The organism is Pedococcus sp. P1_H8, from assembly GCF_056405175.1.
Window position 1 is genome coordinate 1 of sequence record NZ_JBFUCP010000007.1, and the last position, 22,775, is coordinate 22,775.

At 70.2% G+C, this 22,775-nt stretch carries 24 protein-coding genes and 1 pseudogene; 16 read left to right on the plus strand and 9 right to left on the minus strand.

Features of this window, described 5'->3' with window-relative positions; genetic code table 11:
- Positions 1-338: pseudogene (locus AC1DYG_RS11085) on the plus strand (hypothetical protein); the annotation flags it as partial.
- 153 nt (positions 339-491) lie between these two features.
- Here AC1DYG_RS11085 and AC1DYG_RS11090 read toward each other — a convergent pair.
- The 3 genes from AC1DYG_RS11090 to AC1DYG_RS11100 form a co-directional block, all read right to left on the minus strand.
- Positions 492-1,544, minus strand: a complete 1,053-nt coding sequence (locus tag AC1DYG_RS11090; RefSeq protein WP_477639923.1) for a DUF695 domain-containing protein — start codon at positions 1,542-1,544, stop codon at positions 492-494.
- A 95-nt stretch (positions 1,545-1,639) separates the two neighbouring features.
- Positions 1,640-2,863 carry an acetyl-CoA C-acetyltransferase gene (locus tag AC1DYG_RS11095; protein WP_477639924.1) on the minus strand — a complete coding sequence of 408 codons (1,224 nt, stop codon included), beginning with the start codon at positions 2,861-2,863 and terminating at the stop codon, positions 1,640-1,642.
- Positions 2,864-2,904: 41 nt separating this feature from the next.
- A complete protein-coding gene (locus tag AC1DYG_RS11100) occupies positions 2,905-4,182 on the minus strand; it encodes an SGNH/GDSL hydrolase family protein (protein WP_477639925.1) in 1,278 nt (425 codons plus the stop codon).
- A gap of 141 nt (positions 4,183-4,323) precedes the next feature.
- Between AC1DYG_RS11100 and AC1DYG_RS11105 the strand changes: the two genes are divergently transcribed.
- Complete coding sequence (locus AC1DYG_RS11105) at positions 4,324-5,700, plus strand: cystathionine beta-synthase (protein ID WP_477639926.1); 1,377 nt, start codon at positions 4,324-4,326, stop codon at positions 5,698-5,700.
- A 52-nt stretch (positions 5,701-5,752) separates the two neighbouring features.
- On the opposite strand, the gene AC1DYG_RS11110 is transcribed toward AC1DYG_RS11105, so the two are convergent.
- A complete protein-coding gene (locus tag AC1DYG_RS11110) occupies positions 5,753-6,643 on the minus strand; it encodes a cobalamin-binding protein (protein WP_477639927.1) in 891 nt (296 codons plus the stop codon).
- Positions 6,644-6,821: 178 nt separating this feature from the next.
- Here AC1DYG_RS11110 and AC1DYG_RS11115 point away from each other — a divergent pair, with 178 nt between their 5' ends.
- From AC1DYG_RS11115 to AC1DYG_RS11125, 3 genes are all read left to right on the plus strand, one after another.
- Positions 6,822-8,297: an MFS transporter gene (locus AC1DYG_RS11115; protein ID WP_477639928.1), complete on the plus strand. Its 1,476-nt coding sequence runs from the start codon at positions 6,822-6,824 to the stop codon at positions 8,295-8,297.
- 11 nt (positions 8,298-8,308) lie between these two features.
- Entirely contained in the window at positions 8,309-8,872 is a 564-nt protein-coding gene (locus tag AC1DYG_RS11120) for a universal stress protein (RefSeq protein ID WP_477639929.1), read from the plus strand.
- A 63-nt stretch (positions 8,873-8,935) separates the two neighbouring features.
- Positions 8,936-9,460, plus strand: a complete 525-nt coding sequence (locus tag AC1DYG_RS11125; RefSeq protein ID WP_477639930.1) for a DnaJ family domain-containing protein — start codon at positions 8,936-8,938, stop codon at positions 9,458-9,460.
- Here the strand turns inward: AC1DYG_RS11125 and AC1DYG_RS11130 are convergent.
- Entirely contained in the window at positions 9,375-9,863 is a 489-nt protein-coding gene (locus AC1DYG_RS11130; RefSeq protein ID WP_477639931.1) for an N-acetyltransferase family protein, read from the minus strand. The genes AC1DYG_RS11125 and AC1DYG_RS11130 overlap by 86 nt on opposite strands.
- A 194-nt stretch (positions 9,864-10,057) precedes the next feature.
- Complete coding sequence (msrA, locus tag AC1DYG_RS11135; protein ID WP_477640261.1) at positions 10,058-10,780, minus strand: peptide-methionine (S)-S-oxide reductase MsrA; 723 nt, start codon at positions 10,778-10,780, stop codon at positions 10,058-10,060.
- 119 nt (positions 10,781-10,899) lie between these two features.
- Between msrA and AC1DYG_RS11140 the strand changes: the two genes are divergently transcribed.
- From AC1DYG_RS11140 to ilvA, 6 genes are all read left to right on the plus strand, one after another.
- On the plus strand, positions 10,900-11,403 hold the full coding sequence (locus AC1DYG_RS11140) for an MOSC domain-containing protein (protein WP_477639932.1): 504 nt from the start codon (positions 10,900-10,902) through the stop codon (positions 11,401-11,403).
- Between the two features lie 21 nt (positions 11,404-11,424).
- A complete protein-coding gene (locus AC1DYG_RS11145; RefSeq protein WP_477639933.1) occupies positions 11,425-12,612 on the plus strand; it encodes a cystathionine gamma-synthase in 1,188 nt (395 codons plus the stop codon).
- 77 nt (positions 12,613-12,689) lie between these two features.
- The gene (locus AC1DYG_RS11150; protein WP_477639934.1) at positions 12,690-14,009 is read left to right on the plus strand and encodes a glutamate mutase L; all 1,320 of its coding nucleotides are present in this window, start codon (positions 12,690-12,692) and stop codon (positions 14,007-14,009) included.
- Positions 14,010-14,190: 181 nt separating this feature from the next.
- The gene (locus AC1DYG_RS11155; protein WP_477639935.1) at positions 14,191-15,165 is read left to right on the plus strand and encodes an ATP-binding cassette domain-containing protein; all 975 of its coding nucleotides are present in this window, start codon (positions 14,191-14,193) and stop codon (positions 15,163-15,165) included.
- Positions 15,162-16,019 (plus strand): ABC transporter permease, encoded by an 858-nt coding sequence (locus tag AC1DYG_RS11160; protein ID WP_477639936.1) that lies wholly within the window; start codon positions 15,162-15,164, stop codon positions 16,017-16,019. Before AC1DYG_RS11155 ends, AC1DYG_RS11160 begins: the two co-directional genes overlap by 4 nt.
- Before the next feature lie 62 nt (positions 16,020-16,081).
- On the plus strand, positions 16,082-17,308 hold the full coding sequence (ilvA, locus tag AC1DYG_RS11165) for a threonine ammonia-lyase (RefSeq protein WP_477639937.1): 1,227 nt from the start codon (positions 16,082-16,084) through the stop codon (positions 17,306-17,308).
- A 12-nt stretch (positions 17,309-17,320) separates the two neighbouring features.
- On the opposite strand, the gene greA is transcribed toward ilvA, so the two are convergent.
- Positions 17,321-17,815, minus strand: a complete 495-nt coding sequence (gene greA / locus AC1DYG_RS11170) for a transcription elongation factor GreA (RefSeq protein WP_477639938.1) — start codon at positions 17,813-17,815, stop codon at positions 17,321-17,323.
- A gap of 293 nt (positions 17,816-18,108) precedes the next feature.
- Here greA and AC1DYG_RS11175 point away from each other — a divergent pair, with 293 nt between their 5' ends.
- The gene (locus AC1DYG_RS11175) at positions 18,109-18,555 is read left to right on the plus strand and encodes a hypothetical protein (protein ID WP_477639939.1); all 447 of its coding nucleotides are present in this window, start codon (positions 18,109-18,111) and stop codon (positions 18,553-18,555) included.
- Here AC1DYG_RS11175 and AC1DYG_RS11180 read toward each other — a convergent pair.
- On the minus strand, positions 18,511-18,876 hold the full coding sequence (locus tag AC1DYG_RS11180) for a DUF4307 domain-containing protein (protein WP_477639940.1): 366 nt from the start codon (positions 18,874-18,876) through the stop codon (positions 18,511-18,513). The genes AC1DYG_RS11175 and AC1DYG_RS11180 overlap by 45 nt on opposite strands.
- Positions 18,877-18,972: 96 nt before the next feature.
- Here AC1DYG_RS11180 and mca point away from each other — a divergent pair, with 96 nt between their 5' ends.
- From mca to AC1DYG_RS11195, 3 genes are read left to right on the plus strand one after another with little or no spacing between them, the layout of a single operon-like run.
- Entirely contained in the window at positions 18,973-19,908 is a 936-nt protein-coding gene (gene mca, locus AC1DYG_RS11185; RefSeq protein ID WP_477639941.1) for a mycothiol conjugate amidase Mca, read from the plus strand.
- A complete protein-coding gene (locus AC1DYG_RS11190) occupies positions 19,905-20,207 on the plus strand; it encodes a hypothetical protein (protein ID WP_477639942.1) in 303 nt (100 codons plus the stop codon). Before mca ends, AC1DYG_RS11190 begins: the two co-directional genes overlap by 4 nt.
- Before the next feature lie 41 nt (positions 20,208-20,248).
- Positions 20,249-20,632, plus strand: a complete 384-nt coding sequence (locus AC1DYG_RS11195) for a VOC family protein (RefSeq protein ID WP_477639943.1) — start codon at positions 20,249-20,251, stop codon at positions 20,630-20,632.
- Positions 20,633-20,658: 26 nt separating this feature from the next.
- Here AC1DYG_RS11195 and AC1DYG_RS11200 read toward each other — a convergent pair whose 3' ends face one another.
- On the minus strand, positions 20,659-21,585 hold the full coding sequence (locus tag AC1DYG_RS11200; RefSeq protein WP_477639944.1) for a helix-turn-helix transcriptional regulator: 927 nt from the start codon (positions 21,583-21,585) through the stop codon (positions 20,659-20,661).
- Positions 21,586-21,742: 157 nt separating this feature from the next.
- On the opposite strand from AC1DYG_RS11200, the gene AC1DYG_RS11205 reads away from it, so the two are divergent.
- Positions 21,743-22,729 carry an aldo/keto reductase gene (locus AC1DYG_RS11205; protein WP_477639945.1) on the plus strand — a complete coding sequence of 329 codons (987 nt, stop codon included), beginning with the start codon at positions 21,743-21,745 and terminating at the stop codon, positions 22,727-22,729.
- Positions 22,730-22,775: the final 46 nt, after the last annotated feature.

Sequence of the window (22,775 nt, forward strand, 5' to 3'; positions counted from 1 at the left end):
ACGCCGCGTTGTTGTGCGGGCGGCACCACACGATCGTGCACAACAAGGGCTACCACGGCGAACTCGTCGACGGCCAGGTCCGGTGGGACCTGACCCCCGGCGCCTACGACCAGTGGCTGGCCAGCCGGACAGGCCCACCCCCGGACCCAGGCCCGGACTCAGGCCCGGACTCAGGCCCGGACTCAGGCCCGGACTCAGGCCCGGACTCAGGCTCGAGTCGTGGTTTCGGAACGCCACCGGCGATCAGGACCTACGACGTGTGGGACCAGCTCGAGACCGCCGCCGCCGGGCAGACACCCGCCGCGGGTTCGACCCCCGCCCCACCGTGGCAACCATGACCCCGCCCCACAGCCCGCCGCACCCGGCGGGCCCGCCGGCATGCCCTGCGGCGGATCGGCTAGTCGAGGAACTCTTCTCCGGCCGTTCACCGGCGCCTGGAACTGGCCTGACCGGCACGTGCGCCGCCCCGACCCAGCGCCGCGTGCGAGCTCTCAGGTGCGCAGGTGGGCGACGTTGGCCCACCCGGGATCCGGGGTGACCCGAATCCGCACGTCCTGCGGCCAGGGGTCGCAGATGCTCGCCAACAGCGGGACGGCGTCCGCGGCTCCGTCGAGGTAGACGTGCAGGACGCGGACCCCGGCCTGGGACTGGTGCGCGACCACCCTGCCCGTGTCGCCGAGGGCGTCGGTGATCGAGTCCTCGAGGGTCCGCAGCGCGGCCAGGGCGTCCTCTCCCGGAAGGCCCCGCTCGGTCTGGTCGTCGTAGGGGACGACGACGGCGGCATGGGTGTCGAGCTCGGGCGCGGTCGCCGACGCCAGCGGCACCTGGGTCATGGCAAGGACCGGCCCGCCGTCGCCGTCCCCGCTCAGGATCGCCCACCCCGGCCGGCCCTGTGCGTCGGTGTTCTCCGCCTTGAGGTCGCGCACGACGGCGCGCAGGCCGGCCAGCCCGAACCCGTCGAGGGGGGCGACCATCGCGGGCGAGACCTCTCCGACCCACAGCTCCACGTCGGTCTCGCCAAGGGCGTTGTCGAGGGCGAGGAACGTCACGGTGATCCGACCGTGTTCGTCCAGGGTGGGGAAAGCCGGGTGGTGGACGCTGACGTCGACGCGATGACCTTCTCGCCGCGCGCCGACCACGACGTCGGCGAAGGCGATGCGTTGTCCGCCGATCTCGAGCTCGAGCGCCTCTGCGTCCGGGTTGGCCTGTCGCGAGTCCGCGAACTCCCACGTGGCATCGGCGGCCGGAGCGGCCTTCAGCCAGCGACGGGCGGGGGCGCGAAGGGTTGCGTCCCCCTCGGGACTCACGACGAGGCAGTGTCTGGCCGCAGACCCGGGACTGAGCTCCCAGGCGAGGCCGGGATGGATGCCGGAGACCCCACGGCTCATCTGCGCCACCAGGGCGTCGTTGCCGCCGCCGCCGATGCTGTCCTCCGCCAGGGCCCTCCCCTCGGTGGCCCACCACGACCAGAAGCCTTCGATCGACTCCTGCGCGGCCTGCGCGCTGCGGTCGTCACGGTCCTTGCTGCGACGGAAGATCCCCATGAGGACAGTCTTGCGCGTGAGCGTAGGCGAGAGGCCCGGATTCCTTCCAAGTTCAGACTGGAACGTGGAAGGAACCCGGGCCTCTCGGCCGAACCTCAGCTGAGGCGTTCGTAGATGATGGCCATGCCCTGGCCACCGCCGACGCACATCGTCTCGAGACCGAACTGGCCGTCACGGGCAGCCAGGCCGTTGAGCAGCGTCGTGGTGATGCGCGCGCCGGTCGAGCCGAAAGGGTGGCCGAGCGCAATCGCGCCACCGTGGACGTTGAGCTTGTCGAAGTCCATGCCCAGGTCGTCGGCCGACGGCAGCACCTGCGCCGCGAACGCCTCGTTGATCTCGTAGAGGTCGAGGTCGCCGATCGTCATGCCGGCCCTGGCCAGCGCCTGGCGCGAGGCCTCGACCGGGCCCAGGCCCATGATCTCGGGGGACAGGCCGGAGACGCCGGTCGACACGACCCGGGCCAGTGGCGTCAGCCCGAGCTCCTTGGCCTTGGTGTCGCTCATGACCACGACGGCCGCGGCGCCGTCGTTGAGTGGGCAGCAGTTGCCGGCCGTGATCGTGCCCTGCTCGCGGAACACCGGGTTGAGCCCCTGCAGCGCCTCGAGCGTCACGCCTGCCCGCGGACCGTCGTCCTTGCTCACGACGCTTCCATCACCCAGGGTCACGGGAGCGATCTCGCGCTCGAAGAACCCGTCGGCGATGGCCTTCTCGGCGCGGTTCTGCGACGAGACGCCCCACTCGTCCTGGCGCTCGCGCGAGATGCCACGCAGGGTGGCGACGTTCTCGGCGGTCTGTCCCATCGACAGGTAGACGTCGGGCAGGAGGTCGTGCTCGCGCGGGTCGGTCCAGGTCTCGTTGCTCGTGGCGATCTGCTCGCTGCGGGCGGCAGACCCGGCGAACAGCGGGTTCTGGTCGTCACCCGACGAGCCGCCGGCCCCGGCCCAGTTGGTGTACTGCGAGACGCACTCGACCCCGCCGGAGATGAAGATGTCGCCCTCGCCGGCCTTGATCGCGTGGTAGGCCATCCGGGTCGTCTGCACCGACGACGCGCAGAACCGGTTGATCGTGGAGCCCGGCAGTCCGTCGAACCCCGCCAGCACGGCGATGACCCGAGCCATGTTGGACCCGTGTCGACCCGACGGCTCGGCGCAGCCCCAGTAGAGGTCCTCGACAAGGCGCGGGTCGAGCTCGGGGATCTTCGCCAACGCGGCACTGATCACCTGCACGGACAGGTCGTCGGGACGCATGTCCTTGAGCGAGCCCTTGAACGCCCGCCCGATGGGCGTGCGGGCAGTCGAGACGATGACGGCTTCGGTCACGGGATTCCTCCTCGTCGAGCGGCCGCGAGATAAGCGGTCGCTTAGTCAGCCTCGATGGTATGCCGTGTGGCTGGGTCGGTGGGTGTGTCCTTGCTCTCGCTCGAGTCGGCCACGAACGGGGTCGCAGCCGGAGCCGCAGCCGGAGCCGCAGCCGGAGCCGCAGCCGGAGCCGCGGACGGGTCGGAGGCCCGGGTCTCGACGTCGGTCGGGCTCTGCGCGGCGTCGTCGGTCGGGCCCCGCGTCGCGCCGGCCCCCTGCTCGTGGCGGTCCGGCACCGGGTTGTGGGGGCGACGCAGCAGCATCGCCCAGCGACCGCGGGGCCCGCGGCTCTGGCCGGCGATCTGGGTGGCGCTCACCTCGGTGCCGGGGTCGCGCACGGCATACACCGCTGCGACCGCCACCGGACCCACGCCCTCGCCGCGGCGGGTGTCTGGTGCACGGTCGTCGGACCGCTCGCCCGACCACACGCCCAAGGCGGCATAGACGCTGGGCAGCAGCGCGGAGGCGGCCCGGGCATAGCCGGCGGGGGAGGGGTGGAACCGGTCGGCGCTGAACATCTCGTGGGGGCGCTCGGCGAACTCGGGGCCGAGCAGGTCCCCGAGCGAGACGGTGCGACCACCAGCCTCGACCACGGCGACGGTCTGGGCGGCGGCCAGGTCGCGCGACCAGCGCCGTCCGATCAGCCGGAGGGGCTGCGGGATGGGCAGGATCGTCCCCAGGTCGGGGCAGGTGCCGACGACGACCTCGGTGCCGAGGGCCCGCAGCGCCCGCACCGTCGTCTCGAGGTGGCGGACCGCCACCGCCTTGTTGATGCGGTGCGTGACGTCGTTGGCGCCGATCATGATGACGGCGACGTGGGGACGCGCCACCTGGTCCAGGGCGTTGGCGAGCTGGAGCTCCAGCCCCGACGACTCGGAGCCCACGACGGCAGTGTTGGTGAGGCGGACGGGCCTGCCGGTCAGCGCGGAGACGCCGTTCGCGATGATCGCGCCGACCGTCTGGTAGCGGTTGTCCGCGCCCATGCCCGCGGCAGAGGAGTCGCCGAGGACGATGAGCTCGACCGGCTCGCCCACGCCGGCGCCGTAGGTGCCGTTGTCGTCGGGTGAGCCGTCGAAGGGCTGGCCGACGATCCGTCGGGCGACCTTGGCCTCTGCCTTGAGCACGCCATATCCCAACGCGCCCAGGGCCCCGATACCCGCAGCGAGGCCGCCACCGCCGTAGGCAGCAGTGGCCGCGATCTTGCGTGCGCGTCGAGCCCGGCCCATCGGCAGTCCTCTCTCCTCGCTGGTCTCCCTGACGTTAACGGCTGTCCCCGACATGGTGTGCCCCCTCCCCCTCCGATGGTGCGCCGGGGGTCTGCCCAAGGGCTCCACCAACTGTGGGAGATGACACCAGCAGAGGACGTGACGCCTCCCGCCCGGCCGTGCGGGGCGATGTCCAGCATCTGAGAGGATGGGCGGGTGAAGTACGCAGAGCACATCGCCGACCTCGTCGGGAACACGCCCCTCGTCAAGCTGAACTCGGTCACCGAAGGGGTCGCCGCGACGATCCTGGCCAAGATCGAGTACATGAACCCCGGTGGGTCCGTGAAGGACCGCATCGCGCTGAAGATGGTCGAGGCGGCCGAGGCCTCCGGCGAGCTCAAGCCCGGCGGCACCATCGTGGAGCCGACCTCCGGCAACACCGGCGTCGGCCTGGCGCTCGTGGCCCAGCGCAGGGGCTACAAGTGCGTGTTCGTGTGCCCCGACAAGGTCAGCCAGGACAAGCGCGACGTGCTGAAGGCCTACGGCGCCGAGGTCGTGGTCTGCCCGACCGCCGTGGCCCCTGACCACCCGGACTCCTACTACGAGACGTCCGATCGCCTCGTGCGCGAGATCGAGGGCGCCTGGAAGCCCAACCAGTACGCCAACCCCATGGGACCTGCCTCCCACTACGAGACCACCGGCCCCGAGATCTGGGACGACACCGACGGCCGGGTGACCCACTTCGTCGCCGGCGTCGGCACCGGCGGCACCATCACCGGCACGGGCCGCTACCTGCGTGAGGTCTCCGACACCCGCGAGGGCGGTCGTGTCCAGGTCATCGGTGCAGACCCCGAGGGTTCGGTCTACTCGGGCGGCACCGGGCGCCCCTACCTCGTCGAGGGCGTCGGTGAGGACTTCTGGCCGACGGCCTACGACCCCAAGGTCGTCGACGAGGTCATCGCGGTCAGCGACGCCGACTCGTTCGAGATGACGCGCCGCCTCGCCAAGGAGGAGGGCCTGCTCGTGGGTGGCTCCTGCGGCATGGCCGTCGTCGCCGCCCTGCGCGCGGCCAAGGACCTGCCCGCCGACGCCGTGGTCGTCGTGCTGCTGCCCGACAGCGGTCGCGGCTACATGTCCAAGATCTTCAACGACGACTGGATGAGCTCCTACGGCTTCATGCGGTCCGTCGACCAGAGCACCGTCGGCGAGCTCCTGCACAAGAAGGCCGGCGACATGCCCGCCCTCGTCCACACTCACCCCACCGAGACAGTGCGCGACGCCATCGAGATCCTGCACGAGTACTCCGTGTCGCAGATGCCGGTCGTCAAGGCCGAGCCCCCCGTGATGGCGGGCGAGGTGGCCGGGTCGGTCAGCGAGCGAGCGCTGCTCGAGGCGCTGTTCAACGGCTCCGCCCACCTCACCGACTCGGTCGGGAAGCACATGGAAGCCTCGCTGCCCCTCGTCGGTGCGGGCGAGCCCGTCTCGGTGGCCCGGCACGAGCTCGAGAAGTCCGACGCCATCATGGTGGTCGAGGACGGCAAGCCGGTCGGCGTGCTGACCCGCGCCGACCTGCTGATCGCCCTGGTCGACTAGCGCTCGGGTCCCGCGCGGACAGCCCTAGCGCAGCAGCACTACCGAAGCAGCCCTACCGCAGCCGTCGTGCCATCGCCTGGTGCGGCGGCTGCGTCGCGTCCGGGTGCAGGATGGCGGCCAGCGCCTCGACGCCGTCGACGAGGCGCGGTCCGGGCCGCGCGAAGCTCGCGTTCGCATCCACAGCCCAGACAGGTATGCCGGGCGGCAGCTCGCCGTCGTCGATCGCCTTGCGTGCCAACGCGACCGAGCCCTCCAGGTCGTAGCCGCAGGGTGCGCACACGACGACCTCCGGGGCGCTCGCCCGGACGGCGTCCCAGGTCACCCGGACCGACTTCTCGCCGGCGTCCCCGAGCGTGTTCAGGCCACCGGCCAGCGTCACCATCTCGGGCACCCAGTGCCCCGGGGCGAACGCGGGGTCGGTCCACTCGAGGACCAGCGCCCGCGGGCGGGGCATGTCGCGCACGGCCTGCTCCACGGCATACAGGCGCTGGCGCAGGCTGACCACGAGCCGGCCGGCGGTGCCCTCGCAGCCGGTGGCGGCGCCGAGGGTGGTGACGGAGTCGAGGACCTCGTCGAGGGTGTGCGGGTCGATCGTCAGGACCTCGGCGCGGCAGCCGAGGTAGGCGAGCGCGTCGTCGACGACCGAGACGTCGACCGCGCAGACGGCGCACAGGTCCTGGGTGACCACGAGGTCCGCGTCGAGGGCGCCCAGGGCTCCTGCGTCGAGGTGGTAGAGGTCTTCGCCGGCGGCCATCGCGCCGGTCACGAAGGCGTCGATGTCGCGGGGCGACAGGCCCTCCGGAATGGCCGTCGTCGAGACGATGGTGCGGCTGCGCGCCTCGACCGGGGTGTCGCACTCGAAGGTGACGCCGACGACCTGGTCGCCTGCCCCGATGGCGAAGAGGATCTCCGTCGTCGAGGGCAGCAGGGACACGATGCGCATGGACCAGACCCTACGCAGGGGGTCGCAGCAGGGGCGTCGGAGGCGGGTGCGAGGGAATCGCCGCGCCTGTTTGCGCAGGTCAGGACGTTGTTCAACATGCGAATCGGACGAACCGGGCGTAGGTTCTCCCGGCGGGTGTGTTGCGCAACCACCTGACGTGAACAGCGAGGAGTGACCGATGACGACAGCTTCAGTCCCGACCGAGTCCGAAGCGGTGCGGAGCCTGATCCCGTTCAGGATGGACCGGCTGCCCTGGGCTCGGTTCCACTGGCTGGTGGTGGTCGGTCTGGGCGTCTCCTGGATCCTCGACGGGCTCGAGATCCAGCTCGTGTCCAACGCGGGCTTCCAGGACAGCCTCCACATGAGTTCCACGGAGGTCGGCTTCGCCGGCACGATCTACCTCATCGGGCAGGTCGTCGGGGCACTCACCTTCGGCCGCCTCACCGACCGGCTCGGTCGCAAGAAGCTGTTCATCATCACGCTGGCGATCTACCTGATCGGATCCGGCATCGCGGGTCTCGCCTGGACGCCGTGGTTCCTCTACCTGTGGCGGTTCGTGGCGGGGCTGGGCATCGGTGGTGAGTACACCGCGATCAACTCCGCCATCGACGAGCTGATCCCCGCGAAGTACCGCGGCCGCGTCGACATCGCCGTCAACGGCACCTACTGGGCGGGGGCGCTCCTCGGTGCCTTCGCGAGCTTCTGGCTGCTGGACACCGACCACGTCGCCGAGAACGTCGGGTGGCGGGTGGCCTTCTTCATCGGACCGGTGATGGGCCTGGTCATCATCTGGCTGCGCCGGCACATCCCCGAGAGCCCGCGCTGGATGGTGACCCACGGGCAGGGTGAGGAGGCCGAGCGGATCGTCGACGAGATCGAGGCGTCGGTGCAGGCCCAGGGCAAGACCTTGGCCCCGGTCGACGAGGACAAGGCGATGAGCATCAAGGCCAGGGAGAGCATCCCCTTCCGTGACCTGCTCCACGTCTTCGTCAAGAAGTACCCGTCGCGCACGGTGCTCGGGCTGACGATGATGATCACCCAGAGCTTCCTCTACAACGCGATCTTCTTCACCTATGCGTTGGTGCTGCAGAACTTCTACCACCTGGACAAGTCTGCGGCCGCGATCTACTTCATCCCCTTCGCCGTCGGCAACCTCGCCGGGCCGCTGCTGCTCGGGCACCTCTTCGACACCATCGGCCGGCGCAAGATGATCTTCGCGACGTACATGATCGCCGGGCTGGTGCTGCTCGTGTCGGCGTTCCTGTTCAAGGCCGGCACGCTCAATGCGACGACCCACACGATCTTCTGGTGCGTGTCGTTCTTCTTCGCCTCGGCGGGAGCGTCCTCGGCCTACCTGACGGTGAGCGAGATCTTCCCGCTCGAGGTGCGGGGTCAGGCGATCTCCTACTTCTTCGCCATCGGCCAGATCTTCGGCGCCCTCGGACCGGTCCTCTTCGGCGCCCTCGTGGGAGAGGGCAAGGAGCGCACCCCGCTGTTCTGGGGCTACGTCCTGGCGTCGGCGATCATGCTCATCGGCGGCCTGGTGGCCATCCGGATCGGCGTCGACGCCGAGGGCAAGGGCCTGGAGGACATCGCCGAGCCGTTGAGCGCGGTCAGCGACGGCGACCCGCAGCCCGAACCGGTCCGCGCGTAGGAGGGGTCCTGATGGGAGTTCTCGACGAGATGCAGCCCTACACGATCGTGGTCGGCGTGAGCGCGACCTCCAAGTCGCCCACCGCGTTGCACTGGGCCGCCGAGCTCGCGGCCCTGCGAGGTGGGCGCGTCGTGGCGGTGCGCGCCTGGCGTGCCACCCCACCGCAGACCGCGTCACGGGTCACCCCGTCGCCGATCACCGAGGACGCCGGCGCCGCGCAGGAGCAGGCACTGGCGGACCTGCAGGCCGATGTCGCAGAGGTGCTCGGGGGCGGCCACGGCGTCGAGGTCCGGCTGGTCCACGGCGGCAAGCGAGCCGGCCTGCTCGCGGCGGCTGAGCACGCGGACCTGCTCGTCGTCGACGCACCCCGACGGCTGGACCTCACGGCACTGCCGGGGTTTGCCATGCGCCTGGTCAACAGCGCGAGCTGCCCCGTGGTGGTCATGCCCCCGAGAGTCTCGGGAGCGCCCCGCACGCCGCTCGAGCGCGCCGCCGAGAGTGTGGCCCGCAACGTCACCGAGGCGGCCGGCCGCGCTGGCCGGCCGGGTCTGAGCCATCCCGCCCCACCCACCTAGGCGAGGTATGCCACGTGGTCGCCGCGCGGCATGCCTCGTGTGTGCGCGAGTTAGGTTGGCACCATGGAGAACTGGGAATCTCCGGTGGAACGGGCCATCCGTGAGGCACAGGAGCGCGGGGAGTTCGACAACCTGCCCGGCACGGGGAAGCCGCTGCGCAGCCTCGGCGACCCGGAACGGGAGGACCCGGACTGGTGGGTCAGGCAGCTGGCCGAGCGCGAGCACCTCGACCTGTCGGGCGCGCTGTCGCCGCCGCTGGCGCTGCGCAAGGAGGCGGCTGCGTTTCCCGCGTCGCTGCTCGACCTGCGCACCGAGGCCAGCGTCCGCGCCGTGCTCGACGACTACAACCACCGCGTGAAGACCGACCGGCTCCGTCCGGGCGTCGGGCCGCGCTATCCGATCTGGGCGCCTCTGGTCGACGTCGACGACATGGTGGGGCAGTGGCGCGCGCTCCGTGAGGCGGCCCAGCAGGCTGTCGGGGTCGGCCCGGATCCCGCGGACGTCAGAGCTCCAGCAGCATCACGTGGAGGCCGACCCGGCCGTGCGTCCTGGATTCGAAGGCTGCTGGGATCGTCCCGAGGATCCTGAAGCCCAGGTCCTGCCACAGCTTGACCGCGGCGGTGTTGGTCTCGACCACGGCGTTGAACTGGATCGCGGCGAAGCCCTCGCCCCGGTGCCACTCGACCATGTCCTCGGCGAGTGCCCGCCCGACTCCACGGCCCCGCGCCGCCGGGCCCACCATGAAGCTCGCCGTGCCGATGTGTGAGCCGCGCCCAGGTCGGTTGGGCCCCATCTTGGCGCTGCCGAGCAGGGTGCCGTCGTCGTCGACCGCCACCACGGTGCGCCCCGGGGCGGCCTCGAACCACAGGTCGCGAATCGCGTCGTCGCCGAGCCCCGCGGGATAGGCGTAGGTCTCACCGGCCTCGACGATCTCGCGGAAGATCGGCACGAAGGCGTCGAGGTCGGCGTCGGTGATGTCACGGATCTGCACGGCACGACCGTAACCGGAGAGCCCACACGCCGCGGGACCAAACCCTTTGTCCGGGACCAGACCTCTTGTTCATGACCAGACCTTCCGTCGGGGACTGAACCTCGGGAAGCGAAACCAGCCTTCGCTTTTCCGAAGGCTGGTTTCGCTTCCCGGGCCTGCACTTGCCAACAGGGCTGGCACGCGCGGACGCCGGGTCAGCCGCTGAGGTCGCTGGAGTCGTTGACGCGCAGCACGCTCTCCTGCGAGGGCAGCTGGTCCTGCTTGACGAGGCCGACGGGGCAGGTCATGCCGTTGGGCCCGTGGTTGCAGTAGCCACCGGGGTTCTTGTAGAGGTACTGCTGGTGGTAGTCCTCGGCGTAGTAGAACGGGCCGGCATCCTGCGCAGACCGCAGCTCGGTCGTGATGGTGCCGAACCCGTTGTCCGACAGCACCTTCTGGAACGCCTCGCGGGTCGCCTCGGCTGCCCGCTCCTGGTCCCCGGTGGTCCAGTAGATGGCGGACCGGTAGGCCGTGCCGATGTCGTTGCCCTGCCGGTTGCCCTGGGTGGGGTCGTGGTTCTCCCAGAACTCCTTGAGCAGCAGCTCCGGCGTCGTCTGCTCGGGGTCGTAGGCGACCAGCACGGCCTCGGCGTGCCCGGTCAGGCCCGTGCAGGTCTCCTCGTAGGTCGGGTTCGGCGTGAGCCCGCCCAGGTAGCCGGCCGCGGTCGTGATGACGCCGGGCAGCCGCCAGAAGATGCGTTCGGCACCCCAGAAGCAGCCCATCGCGATGTAGAGCACCTCCGTGCCCTCCGGCCACGGACCCTCGAGCGGGGTGTGCAGGACGACGTGGTCGTCGGCGATGTGGAAGGGGCGCTGCTCGCGACCTCGCAGGGCGGTCTCGGCGGTGGGCAGGGTCGTCTTGGCACGCGATCCGAATATCACGACTGGTCCAACGCGGGTCACCCCACGACTGTTCCGGGGTCGGACCTTACGACCAGATGACGTGCCGTGGTGCAAAACCGCTGGCCCCGCCCCGTTCGCTCGGGGAAGGTGGAGCCATGGTCACCATCACCCTGATCGACGACCCGGTCGACGTCGACCTCGGCACAGTGCTCTCGATCCACGTCGCGAAGGCGACCAAGCTCCCGATGCGACCGGTCGAGTCGGTCGTCGCCGAGGCGGGGGCCGGGCTGGTGGGCGACCGCTACCACGGGTCCAAGCATCGCCACGTCACGGTGCAGTCGGTCGGGGCGCTCGCGGAGGCGAGCCAGGCGCTGGGGTCCGAAGTCGAGCCCGGAGCCACCCGTCGCAACATCACCGTCTCAGGTGGGCCGGTCCCCGGTCGACCGGGGACCCGGATCCGGATGGGGGAGGCCCTGCTCGAGGTCGTCCGACCCGCGGCGCCGTGCCGGCTGATGGACGACCTGATCGGGCCGGGGGCCATGAAGGCGCTGCACGCGAGGGGTGGCACGGTGTTCCGGATCCTCGAGGGCGGGGTGGTCCGGGTGGGCGACCCGGTGGTGCGGGAGGACCCTCGGGAGGGCCCCCGGGAGGGCCACTGAGCGGAGGCTAGCCTTGCGACCATGAGCGACCAGAACAACAACCACGGCTTCTCCACGCGTGCGATCCACGCGGGCCAGGAGCCCGACCTGGGGACCGGTGCGGTCATCACCCCGATCTTCCAGGTCTCCACCTACAAGCAGGACGGGATCGGTGGGTTCCGCGGCGGCTACGAGTACAGCCGCTCGGCCAACCCGACCCGCACAGCCCTCGAGGAGTGCTTCGCCGCGCTCGAGGGGGGCGTCCGCGGGTTCGCGTTCTCGTCGGGCCTCGCGGGGCAGGACACCGTCCTGCGCGCCCTGCTGCAGCCGGGTGACCACGTCGTCGTGCCGAGCGACGCCTACGGCGGCACGTACCGGTTGTTCAACACGGTCCTGGCAACCTGGGGCATCGAGCACACGATCGCCAAGATCGCCGACGTCGAGTCGGTGCGCGCGGCGATCCGCCCCGGGCTGACCAAGATCGTCTGGGTCGAGACGCCGACCAACCCGTTGCTCGGCATCGCCGACATCACCGCCCTCGCCGAGGTGGCGCACGAGGCGGGCGCACTGCTCGTCGTCGACAACACGTTCGCATCGCCGTACCTCCAGCAGCCGCTGTCACTGGGGGCCGACATCGTCACGCACTCCACGACCAAGTACTGCGGCGGCCACTCCGACGTCGTCGGTGGCGCCGTCGTCGTGGGCCACGACATCACGGTGCCCGGCTTCGAGGACGCGGTGGATCGCGTTGCAACCCACCAGAACTCGATGGGTGCAGTGGCCGGCCCGATGGACGCCTGGCTGGTCCTGAGGGGCCTCAAGACGCTCGCGCTGCGCATGGAGCGGCACAGCGACAACGCCGAGCGCGTCGTCGACTTCCTGCTCGGACACCCTGCCGTCAGTGCAGTCCACTACCCGGGCCTGGAGAGCCACCCGGGGCACGAGGTCGCCAAACGCCAGATGAAGCGGTTCGGCGGCATGATCTCGTTCCAGGTCAAGGCCGGCGAGGACGTCGCGGTCAAGGTCTGCGGCGAGACCCAGCTGTGGACCCTCGGCGAGTCCCTCGGCGGGGTCGAGTCCCTCATCGAGCACCCGGCCCGGATGACGCACGCCTCCGTCGCGGGCACCGAGCTCGAGGTGCCGGCCGACCTGATCCGCCTGTCGGTCGGCATCGAGGACGTCGAGGACCTCATCGCCGACCTCCAGCAGGCACTCGACCGGCTCGGCTGAGCCGACCGGGCGAGCGCAGACCGGGCGAGCGGGCACAGGGCGAGCGGACACAGGGCGAGCGGACAGGGGGGAACCACATGGTGCAGCTGCTCTGTGTCGACTTCGGGTCGACCTTCACCAAGGCGGTCCTCGTCGACGGACTGGGGTCGGTCGTCGCCACGGCCTCCACGCCGACGACGATCGGCACCGACGTCCTGGACGGCTACCGCACCCTGCGTGCAGAGCTCGCGATCCACGGCCCCGTCGACGAGGTGCTCGCCTGCTCGAGCGCGGGCGGCGGCCTGCGGCTGGCCGTCGTGGGCTACGAGCGCGACGTCACCGCCCAGGCCGGCCACCGCGTCGGGCTGAGCGCCGGCGCCCGGGTGTCCCACGTGACGTCGGGACCGTTGTCGGGTGCCGATGTCGCCGAGCTGAGGCACAGCCGCCCTGACCTCGTCCTCCTGGTGGGCGGCACCGACGGAGGCAACGCCGAAGTGTTGCTGCACAACGCATCTCGCCTCGCCAAGGCCCGGATCGGTGCACCCGTCGTCGTGGCCGGCAACGCCGACGTCCAGGCCGAGGTCGTCGCGATCCTGTCCTCGACCGGGCGCTCGTTCACCGTGGCCGACAACGTGCTGCCGGCCATCGGGGTCATCGTCCCAGAGCCGGCCCGCGCCGCGATCAGGCAGGTCTTCCTCGACCACGTCATCGGTGGCAAGGGCCTGTCCAAGGGGCCGGACTTCGCGGCGATGGTGCGAGCCCCCACACCGGACGCCGTCCTGGACGGGGTCGCGGTGCTGGCCGAACATCTCGACGGCGACGTCCTGGTGGTCGACATCGGCGGAGCGACCACCGACGTCTACTCCGCGCTGCGACCGCAGGGCGAGGACGCCGGACTGGCCAAGGACGTGGTCGCCCCGCTGTGGCACGCACGCACGGTGGAGGCGGACCTCGGCATGCGGTGGAACGCCGAGGGGATCGTCGAGGCCGCCCACCGTGAGCAGGTGCCCCTCCCCACAGGCATCGAGGGGTATGCCGCGCGCCTGGTCCGCGACACGGGTCACCTGCCGAAGGACAGCGACGAGTGGGCGATGGACCTGGCTCTGGCCCGGGCCGCCGCCGTCGTGGCGGCCCGGCGACACGCCCGACCGTCCGGGCCCGGCGCCGGCGCCCGACCGTTGGCCGACGTGCAGGTCGTGGTCGGCTCCGGAGGGGTGCTCCGGCACGCCACGACGGCCGGCCGCAGCGAGGTGCTCCAGTCGGTCGCCACCGACCACGCCGGCGGCTGGAAGGTTCCTCGGGAGGCCGCGCTGGTGACGGACACGGCCTACCTGCTCTTTGCTGTCGGCCTCCTGCGTGAGCGGCACTCTGTGGCCGCTCGGGCGCTGGCGAAGGCCGTTGTCGGTGGTGGGGCGTAGCGTCGTCAAGACCGGGGTGCGTGCTGCGGGGGTAGGTGCTGCGGGGGTAGTGGCTGCGGGGAGGGGTTGCGGGGTGGAAGACAGACGCGATATAACGTGTCTCGACAAACGCGATATAACGCGAATTGGAGGACTGGAAAATGACTGGTTGTGCGAGCAAACCCCGGCCTAGGGTCGAGGCATGACCTCCCTGGCGATCGAGGCCGAGCACCTCGTCAAGCGATTCGGTGACCAGACGGCCGTCGACGACGTGAGCTTCTCCGTGCCCGAGGGGTCCGTGCTGGGCCTGCTCGGCCCCAACGGCGCAGGCAAGACGACGACGGTGCGGATGATGACGACGCTCGCCAGGCCCACGAGCGGCACGGCCAGGGTCGCCGGGCACGACGTGCTGCGCGAGCCCGACGCGGTGCGCCGGTCCATGGGCCTCACCGGCCAGGCGGCCACGGTCGACGAGCTCCTGACCGGTCGCGAGAACCTGCGGCTGATCGGCTCGCTCTACGGACTGTCGTCGGCCTACGTCAAGGGAGCCGGCGCCGACCTGCTGGAGCGGTTCTCGCTGACGGAGGCGGCCGACCGGACGGTCAAGACCTACTCCGGTGGCATGCGTCGACGGCTCGACCTCGCCGTCAGCCTCATCGCCACCCCGCCCGTCCTCTTCCTCGACGAACCCACCACCGGGCTCGACCCCCGCAGCCGTGTTGAGCTGTGGGAGGTCCTGCGCGGGCTGGTCCAGGACGGCACGACGCTGCTGCTCACGACGCAGTACCTCGAGGAGGCCGACCAGCTGGCCGACCGCATCGTCGTCATCGACCGGGGCAAGATCATCGCCGAGGGCACACCGCTGGAGCTGAAGGACCGCAGTGGCAAGGCCAGCCTGGTGCTCACCGTGTCTCGGGCCGAGGACCTCCAGACCGCTGCCGAGATGCTGCGCCAGCGCGTGTCCGAGGTGCACGTCGACGAGGCCGCCCGCCAGCTGACCGCGCCGGCCGAGGGGCTGCGCGACATGACCCGGATCGCCGCGATCTTCGAGGACAGCGCCATCGAGCTCGACGACCTCGGCCTGAAGCGGCCGAGCCTCGACGACGTGTTCCTCCACCTCACCGGCCACCGGGCCGAGGACGTTCCCGAATCCACCGACGAGGAGCAGGCGTCATGACCACCGACACGACGACGCGCAAGTCCGCGAGCGGCATCGCCCGACCGGAGATCAAGCCGACAGGCCTGCTGCGGCAGTCCCTGGCGATCACCCGACGCAACCTCATCCACATCAAGCGGATGCCCGAGATGCTGATGGACGTCACCATCCAGCCGGTGATGTTCGTCCTGCTGTTCGCCTACGTCTTCGGCGGCTCCATCGCGGTGCAGGGCTCGCCCGCCGGCTACCGGGAGTGGCTGATGGGCGGGATCATGGGGCAGACCATCGCCTTCGCGTCCTTCATCGTCGCCGTCGGCCTGACCGCCGACATCGACAAGGGCATCGTCGACCGGATGCGGTCGCTGCCGATCAACCCCTCGGCGGTGCTCGTGGGTCGGAGCATCTCCAGCCTGATGCACTCCAGCATCGGCATCCTGGTCATGTCCGTCACCGGGCTGTTCGTCGGCTGGCGGATCCGGGGCAGCTTCGCCGAGGCCGTGCTGGCCTATGCGCTCCTGCTGCTGTGGGGCTTCGCCATGATCTGGATCGGCATCCTCGTCGGGTCTGCCATGCGGTCGGTCGAGGCCGTGAACGGGCTGATGTTCACCACCATGTTCCCGATCACCTTCCTGGCCAACACCTTTGCGCCGACCGACAACATGCCGCACGGGTTGCGGGTGATCGCCGAGTGGAACCCCATCTCGTCGCTCGTCCAGGCGGTGCGCCAGCTGTGGGGCAACGACATCCCGGTGCCTGCAGATGCCCAGCTGCCGATGCACCACCCGGTCGTGACGACGCTGATCTGGACCATCGGACTGACCCTGGTCATCGCCCCACTGGCCATCCGGGCCTTCAACAAGCGCACCCAGGGCTAGCGCACCCTGGGCTGACTCACCGATGGCGTCGGGGTGCCATGGAAGGGACTAGCCTTCCGGCCATGGCATCACCGACGCTGTCTGTCACCCTCGACGACGTGCGCGCTGCGCAAGACCTGCTCAGTGGCATCGTCCGTCCCACGCCCCTCGAGTACAGCCGCGCGTTGTCCGACCGGGTCGGCGCGGAGGTCTTCCTCAAGTGCGAGAACCTCCAGCGCGCCGGGTCGTTCAAGATCCGCGGTGCCTACACCCGGATGGCCAGGCTCTCCGACGAGGAGAAGGCGCGGGGGGTGGTCGCGGCCAGCGCGGGCAACCACGCCCAGGGCGTGGCCCTCGCAGGACAGCTCCTCGGCATCGACGTCAAGGTCTACATGCCCCACGGCGCACCCATGCCCAAGCTGCTCGCGACGAAGGCCTACGGAGCCTCCATCGAGCAGGTCGGCACCACGATCGACGAGTGCCTGGTCCAGGCCCGCGCCTGGGAGGCCAGCAACGGAGCCGTCCTCATCCACCCCTTCGACCACCGCGACATCGTGGCGGGTCAAGGCACCGCCGGGCTGGAGATCCTCGACCAGTGCCCGGACGTCAGGACCATCGTGGTCAGCACCGGCGGCGGGGGCCTGCTCGCCGGGATCTCCGTCGCCGTCAAGGCTGCCCGCCCCGACGTGCACATCGTCGGCGTGCAGGCCGAGCAGGCCGCGGCATACCCCTTGTCGTTGGCGGCGGGCAAGCCCGTCGCCTTCGAGAACATGCAGACGATGGCCGACGGCATCGCCGTCGGCATGCCGGGCGATGTGCCCTATGCCCTCGTGCGCGACCTGGTCGACGCGATCGAGACGGTCAGCGAGGAGGAGCTGTCGCGGGCCCTGCTGTTCGTCCTCGAGCGCGCCAAGCTCGTCGTCGAACCCGCCGGCGCTGCCGCCGTCGCCCACCTGCTCGACCGTGCCGGTCAGCAGCAGCTCGACGGACCAGTGGTGGCGGTCCTCTCGGGTGGCAACATCGACCCCCTCCTGCTGCTGCGGATCATCCGGCACGGCATGGCGGCCGCGGGACGCTACCTGCAGTTCCGAGTGCGGGTCTCGGACCGCCCCGGCCACCTCGCCAACCTGCTCGCCGACTGCGCTGCCGTCGACGCCAACGTCCTCGAGGTCGAGCACATCCGCACGGGCACGACGATCACCGTCGACGAGGTCGAGATCGGGCTGCAGCTCGAGACCCGGGGCAGGGAACACTGCGACGAGGTTCTTCGCACCCTGCGGGACAAGGGCTACCTGCTGAAGTTCAGCTGACGGGCGACCTGCTCAGGCGGTGTAGGGCGTTGCCGACTTGACGCGGACCTGGATGGTCTTGCCGTTGGGAGCCTTGTAGGACGCCTTGTCGCCGACCTTCTTGCCGTTGATCGCAGCGCCGAGCGGCGACTTCTCGCTGTAGACCTCGAGGTCGGTGCCCTCGGCGATCTCGCGCGAGCCGAGCAGGAACTCCACGTCCTCGCCGAACATCTCGACGGTCACGACCATGCCCTGCTCGACCACGCCGTCGTCGGCCGGCTTGGTGCCCACGATGGAGTTCTCGAGCAGCTGGGTCAGCTGGCGGATGCGGGCCTCCATCTTGCCCTGCTCCTCCTTGGCTGCGTGGTAGCCGCCGTTCTCCTTCAGGTCGCCTTCGTCGCGCGCGGCCTCGATCTTCTTGGCGATCTCCGTACGGCCGGTGCCGGAGAGCTGGTCCAGCTCGGCCTTCAGACGGTCGAAGGCCTCCTGGGTCAGGTAGCTCGCGGTGGGGGTCGCGGTCTCGCTCACGGTGTACTCCTTGATTGGGTCTCCGCCGGACGCGGACGCGTCTCGGAGATGGTGGTACGTGGTACGCACAGCGGCCCGGACCCCGACCACGTTCGCAGTGGCTTCGCAGTGTCGGGTCCAGACCGCTCGGTGAAAGGACAAGACTACATCGCTGTGCTCGAAAGGGTCCATTTCGTCGAGTCTGTGGACATTGCGGCGGGCCTACTCCAAGCAACTCCGAAGTCGGCCCCAAGTGGGCCCCGCCACGCTGCTGTCCGACGGGAAACGCCCGTCCCGACCCAAGGAGACCCAGCATGCACGAGAAGAACCCTGCACCCTCAGCCCGCCGTCTGCGGATCGCGATGGCGGTGTTGCTGGCGACGGACCTCGTCGGCGGGCTCCTCGCGGTCCGCGCCGGGGTCAACACGTGGGGTGAGGCCTGGGGCCCGGAAGCCCTGCTGGCGGCGCCCGTGCCGATGATCCTCGCCCAGCTCCTGCTCGTCTGGCTCGGCACCCGCGGGCGCGGGTGGGCCGCCATCGCGGCAGCAGGCCTGCTGGCCGCGGCGTGCCTGGTCAGCGTGGTGTCCGGCTTCTTCGACGGCGGCCTGGGCAACGCCGAGCTCACCCCCGGCCTCGCGGCGTTCCAGTACTTCCTGCTGGCGGTCACGACGTCGGTCGGCGTGCTCGCCCTTGGCCGTCTGGTCTCCCTCGTGCGCCTAGGAGGGCGCGCAGCTGCGGACACTGCCGCCGACGGCGCGTGAGGCGGTGCGGACCACCACCTGCTGGTGCACCGAACGCTCCGCGGACGGGGGCACCTGGACCTCGAGCACCCCGACGACGCCGTGCGCGGTGTCCTGCGCCTGGACCGTGCACGTGACAGCCTGGTCGGGGGACCGGTGCACGTCGAAGCCGACCTGGACGGTTCGGTCGTCGAGGACCTTGTAGTCGGTGTCGGTCCACGTGACGGCGCCCAGGCTGTTGGCCAGCCCGAGCCAGACCGCGAGGGCGACACCGATGGTGCAGCCGATCGTGCCGATGACCCACCAGCGACCGGTGCCTGGTGCGGGACGGGGGAGCGGCATGGGTGACCTTCCGCGGGTGAGAGGATGGCAAACGGTTCCGAGGGTCCGACGACTCCGGACAATGATTGTCGACGATGGACGGATGAGGTTGTGCAGGTGGCTGACCGGTTGCGACTGATGGCGGTGCACGCGCACCCCGACGACGAGTCGAGCAAGGGTGCGGCGACGATGGCGCGATACGCCGCCACGGGGTATGACGTGCTCGTGGTCTCGTGCACGGGCGGGGAACGCGGCGACGTGCTCAACCCGCGGCTCAAGGGCGATCCCCACATCGAGCGCGACCTCGCGCAGGTCCGCCGCGACGAGATGAAGCGCGCCCAGGAGATCCTCGGTGTCCAGCACACCTGGCTCGGCTTCGTCGACTCCGGACTGCCCGAGGGCGACCCGTTGCCGCCACTGCCGGACGGCTGCTTCGCCCTGGAGCCGATCGAGGTGACGACCGAGGCGCTGGTCCGCGAGATCCGCCGGTTCCGTCCCCATGTCGTGACCACGTACGACGAGAACGGCGGCTACCCCCACCCGGACCACATCATGACCCACACCGTGTCGATGGCGGCCTTTGCGGCGGCCGGCGACGCCGCGGCGTACCCCCATGCGGGTGAGCCGTGGCAGCCGCTGAAGCTGTACTACAACTCGCACAACCGGGCCAAGTACGCCGCCTTCCACGACGCGCTGCTGGAGCAGGGCGTGGAGAGCCCCTATGGCGACTGGCTCAAGGACTGGGACCCGGAGAAGGCGCGCACCATCACCACCCGCGTGCACTGCGCCGACTGGTTCGACCAGCGGGACCAGGCCCTGCTTGCGCACGCGACCCAGATCGACCCGGACGGCGCCTGGTTCCGCGTCCCGCGGGAGATGCAGGTGAGCGTCTGGCCGACCGAGGACTTCGAGGCGGCCCTGTCGTACCTGCCCATCACGCCGGTCGAGGACGACCTCTTCGCGGGCATCCCCGACGCGGCCACCGGCGACGAGCTCGCCACCAGTGGCGGCCTGGAGCTCGCCCACGACGGGCGCACCGAGGTGACCTCGTGAACGGCGCCCCCTCGGCGATGGTCTCGCCCGGCCTCTGGGGCTTCGTGGCCTTCTTCGTGCTGGCGGTCGCGCTCTACCTCCTGATGCGCAACATGAACGCCAGGATGCGACGGATGTCCTACCGTGCGGAGGAGCTCCAGCGTGATGCCGACGCGCAGGCTGCGGCCACGGAGTCCCGGACGGACGGGTCGGACGGGTCGGACGGGTCGGACGGGTCGGACGGGCGTCAGCCGGATCGGTCCTCCGAGACCGGTGACGAAGGCGCGGCCGGAGAGCAGACTGGGGATCCCAGAACGTAGCGTCCCGTCCCGGGCGGGGCGCCGAGCCAGGAGGCCCCGTCATGAGCGGTCGTATCGTCCACTTCGAGCTCCCCTACGACGACGGGGAGCGGGCCCGCGCCTTCTACGGCGAGCTGTTCGGGTGGGACCTGCAGTCCTACCCGGGCATGGACTACACGATGGTGTCGACCGGTCCGACCGGCGAGCAGGGGCCGACCGAACCCGGCTTCATCAACGGCGGGATGGGACCGCGGGCCAGCGCTGGCGAGGCGCCTCGGGTGGTCATCGACGTCGACGACATCGACTCGACGCTGGAGGCCATCGCGGCCAAGGGCGGGACCGTGTCGCTGCCCAAGCAGCCGGTGGGGGAGATGGGCTTCACGGCCTACTTCACCGACACGGAGGGCAACGTCGTCGGCCTCTGGGAGAACGCGCCGTCGGCCTGACGTTCGTGCGACTGGACGTGGACGGGTCAGGCGTCGTCGACCGTTGCTTCGAGCTGCGTGACTCGAGGGGCGGTCGCCCAGCTCGCGAGCAGGCCGAGGGCCTCTTGCGACGGTGACCCTGGCTCGGCGGTGTAGGTCAGGAGGCTTTGGCCAGGATCGCCAGGCAGGGGAATGAACTCGAAGGGTAGGTCCAGGTCGCCGACGGTGGGGTGGTGAATGGTCTTGCGGCCTGTGACGTGGAGCCGGACGTTGTGGTCGGCCCATCGCACCCGGAACTCGGCGCTGCGGGTCGAGAGTTCGCCGACGAGGTCGGAGAGGTCGCGGTCGTAGGGGTCACGGCCGGCCTCGGTTCGCAGCATCGCGACAGTGTCGTTGGCGACCTTGTCCCAGTCCAGCCAGAACAGGGTCGCCTTGGGGTTGAGGAAGATGAAGCGCGCGTTGTTCGGAGGGTCGGTGACCTCTTCGTAGATCGGCGCGTAGAGGGCGCGCCCGAGCTCGTTCGACGCCAACACGTCGAGCCTGCCGTTGAGCACGAACGCAGGCGTGCCGACCATCGAGTCGATGATCCGCTGGACGGTCGGCCGGACCCGCGCGACGGGCGGCCGACGTCGTGGAGTGCGCGGTCTGCTGGCTACGCGGAGGAGATCGAGGAGGTGGCTGCGCTCGGCGTCGTCCAGCTGCAGGGCATGCACGATCCCGTCGACCACCCCCTCGGAGATTCCGGTGGCATCGCCGCGCTCGAGCCGGACGTAGTACTCGCTGGAGATGCCCGCGAGCATCGCGGCCTCCTCGCGGCGCAGTCCTGGTACCCGGCGGCGAGCGGTGTCGAAGATCGGGAGCCCGGCCTGCTGCGGCGTGATCCGAGCACGTCGGCTAGTCAGGAACTCACGGATCTGGGCGCGCACGTCACCCCGCACGTCACCGCGCACATCCGGGCCCGTTTCGCTCGTCATGCCTTCACCCTACGGACCTGGCCCTGATCGCGGTGTCGTCAAGGGGGACACTGTCAGTACCCCTCCTGACAGTGTCTTCTTCCTCGTCGTGGGCGCTGGTTCTGTGGGTGAGTCGGCGCGACCGACGACCCCCGACAGCGAAGGAAGTACGACGATCATGAAGCTCGTTTCCCTGGGTGGCCTGCAGGTCTCCCGCATCGGTCTCGGTGCGATGACCATGGCCGGCACCTACACCAGTGAAGGTGCTCTCGACGACTCAGAGTCCATCCGGACGATCCGCCGTGCGCTCGACCTCGGCGTCACCCACATCGACACCGCGGAGATCTACGGCCCCTTCCACAGCGAGGAAGTCGTCGGCCAGGCCGTGAGAGGCCGACGCCACCAGGTGGTCGTCGCCACCAAGTTCGGTCTGGTGTCCCACGCGAAGGGCGAGGTCCGCCCTCGCGTCATGGACAGCAGCGCAGGCAACATCCGCGCCGCAGTCGAGGGCTCGTTGAAGCGTCTCGGTACCGACTACATCGATCTCTACTACCAGCATCGCGTCGACCCGAACACCCCGATCGAGGAGACCGCCGGTGCCGTTGCGGACCTCGTTGCCGAGGGTAAGGTCCTCCACTTCGGGCTCTCCGAAGCCAGCCCCGAGACGATCCATAGGGCCCACGCGGTCCACCCGGTGTCCGCGCTGCAGACCGAGTACTCGCTGTGGACCCGCGACCCCGAGGCGGAGATCTTGCCGCTGCTGCGCGAGCTCGGCATCGGGTTCGTCCCGTACTCCCCGCTCGGACATGGCCTGCTCACCGGTCAGATCCGCTCCGTAGCGGATTTCGCTGACGACGACTGGCGCAAGACCAACCCTCGGTTCACCGGCGAGAACTTCGTGCGGAACCTGGCCATCGTCGACGAGGTCCGTGCCATCGGGGCCGAGATCGGCGCTACCCCGGCCCAGACCGCCCTGGCCTGGCTGCTCACCCGAGGGGACGACGTCGCGCCCATTCCGGGCACCCGTCGCGTTGCCCGGGTCGAGGAGAACATCGCTGCGGACGGCGTCGAACTCTCCGTCGACCAGATCGACCGACTCGACAATCTGGCGCCCGCCGCCGGCGAACGCCACGACGAAGCCAACATGGCCTCGATCGACCAGTGACCATCAAGACGGGCGGGTGGTCAGGAAGGCGACCGGTGGGTCAGGA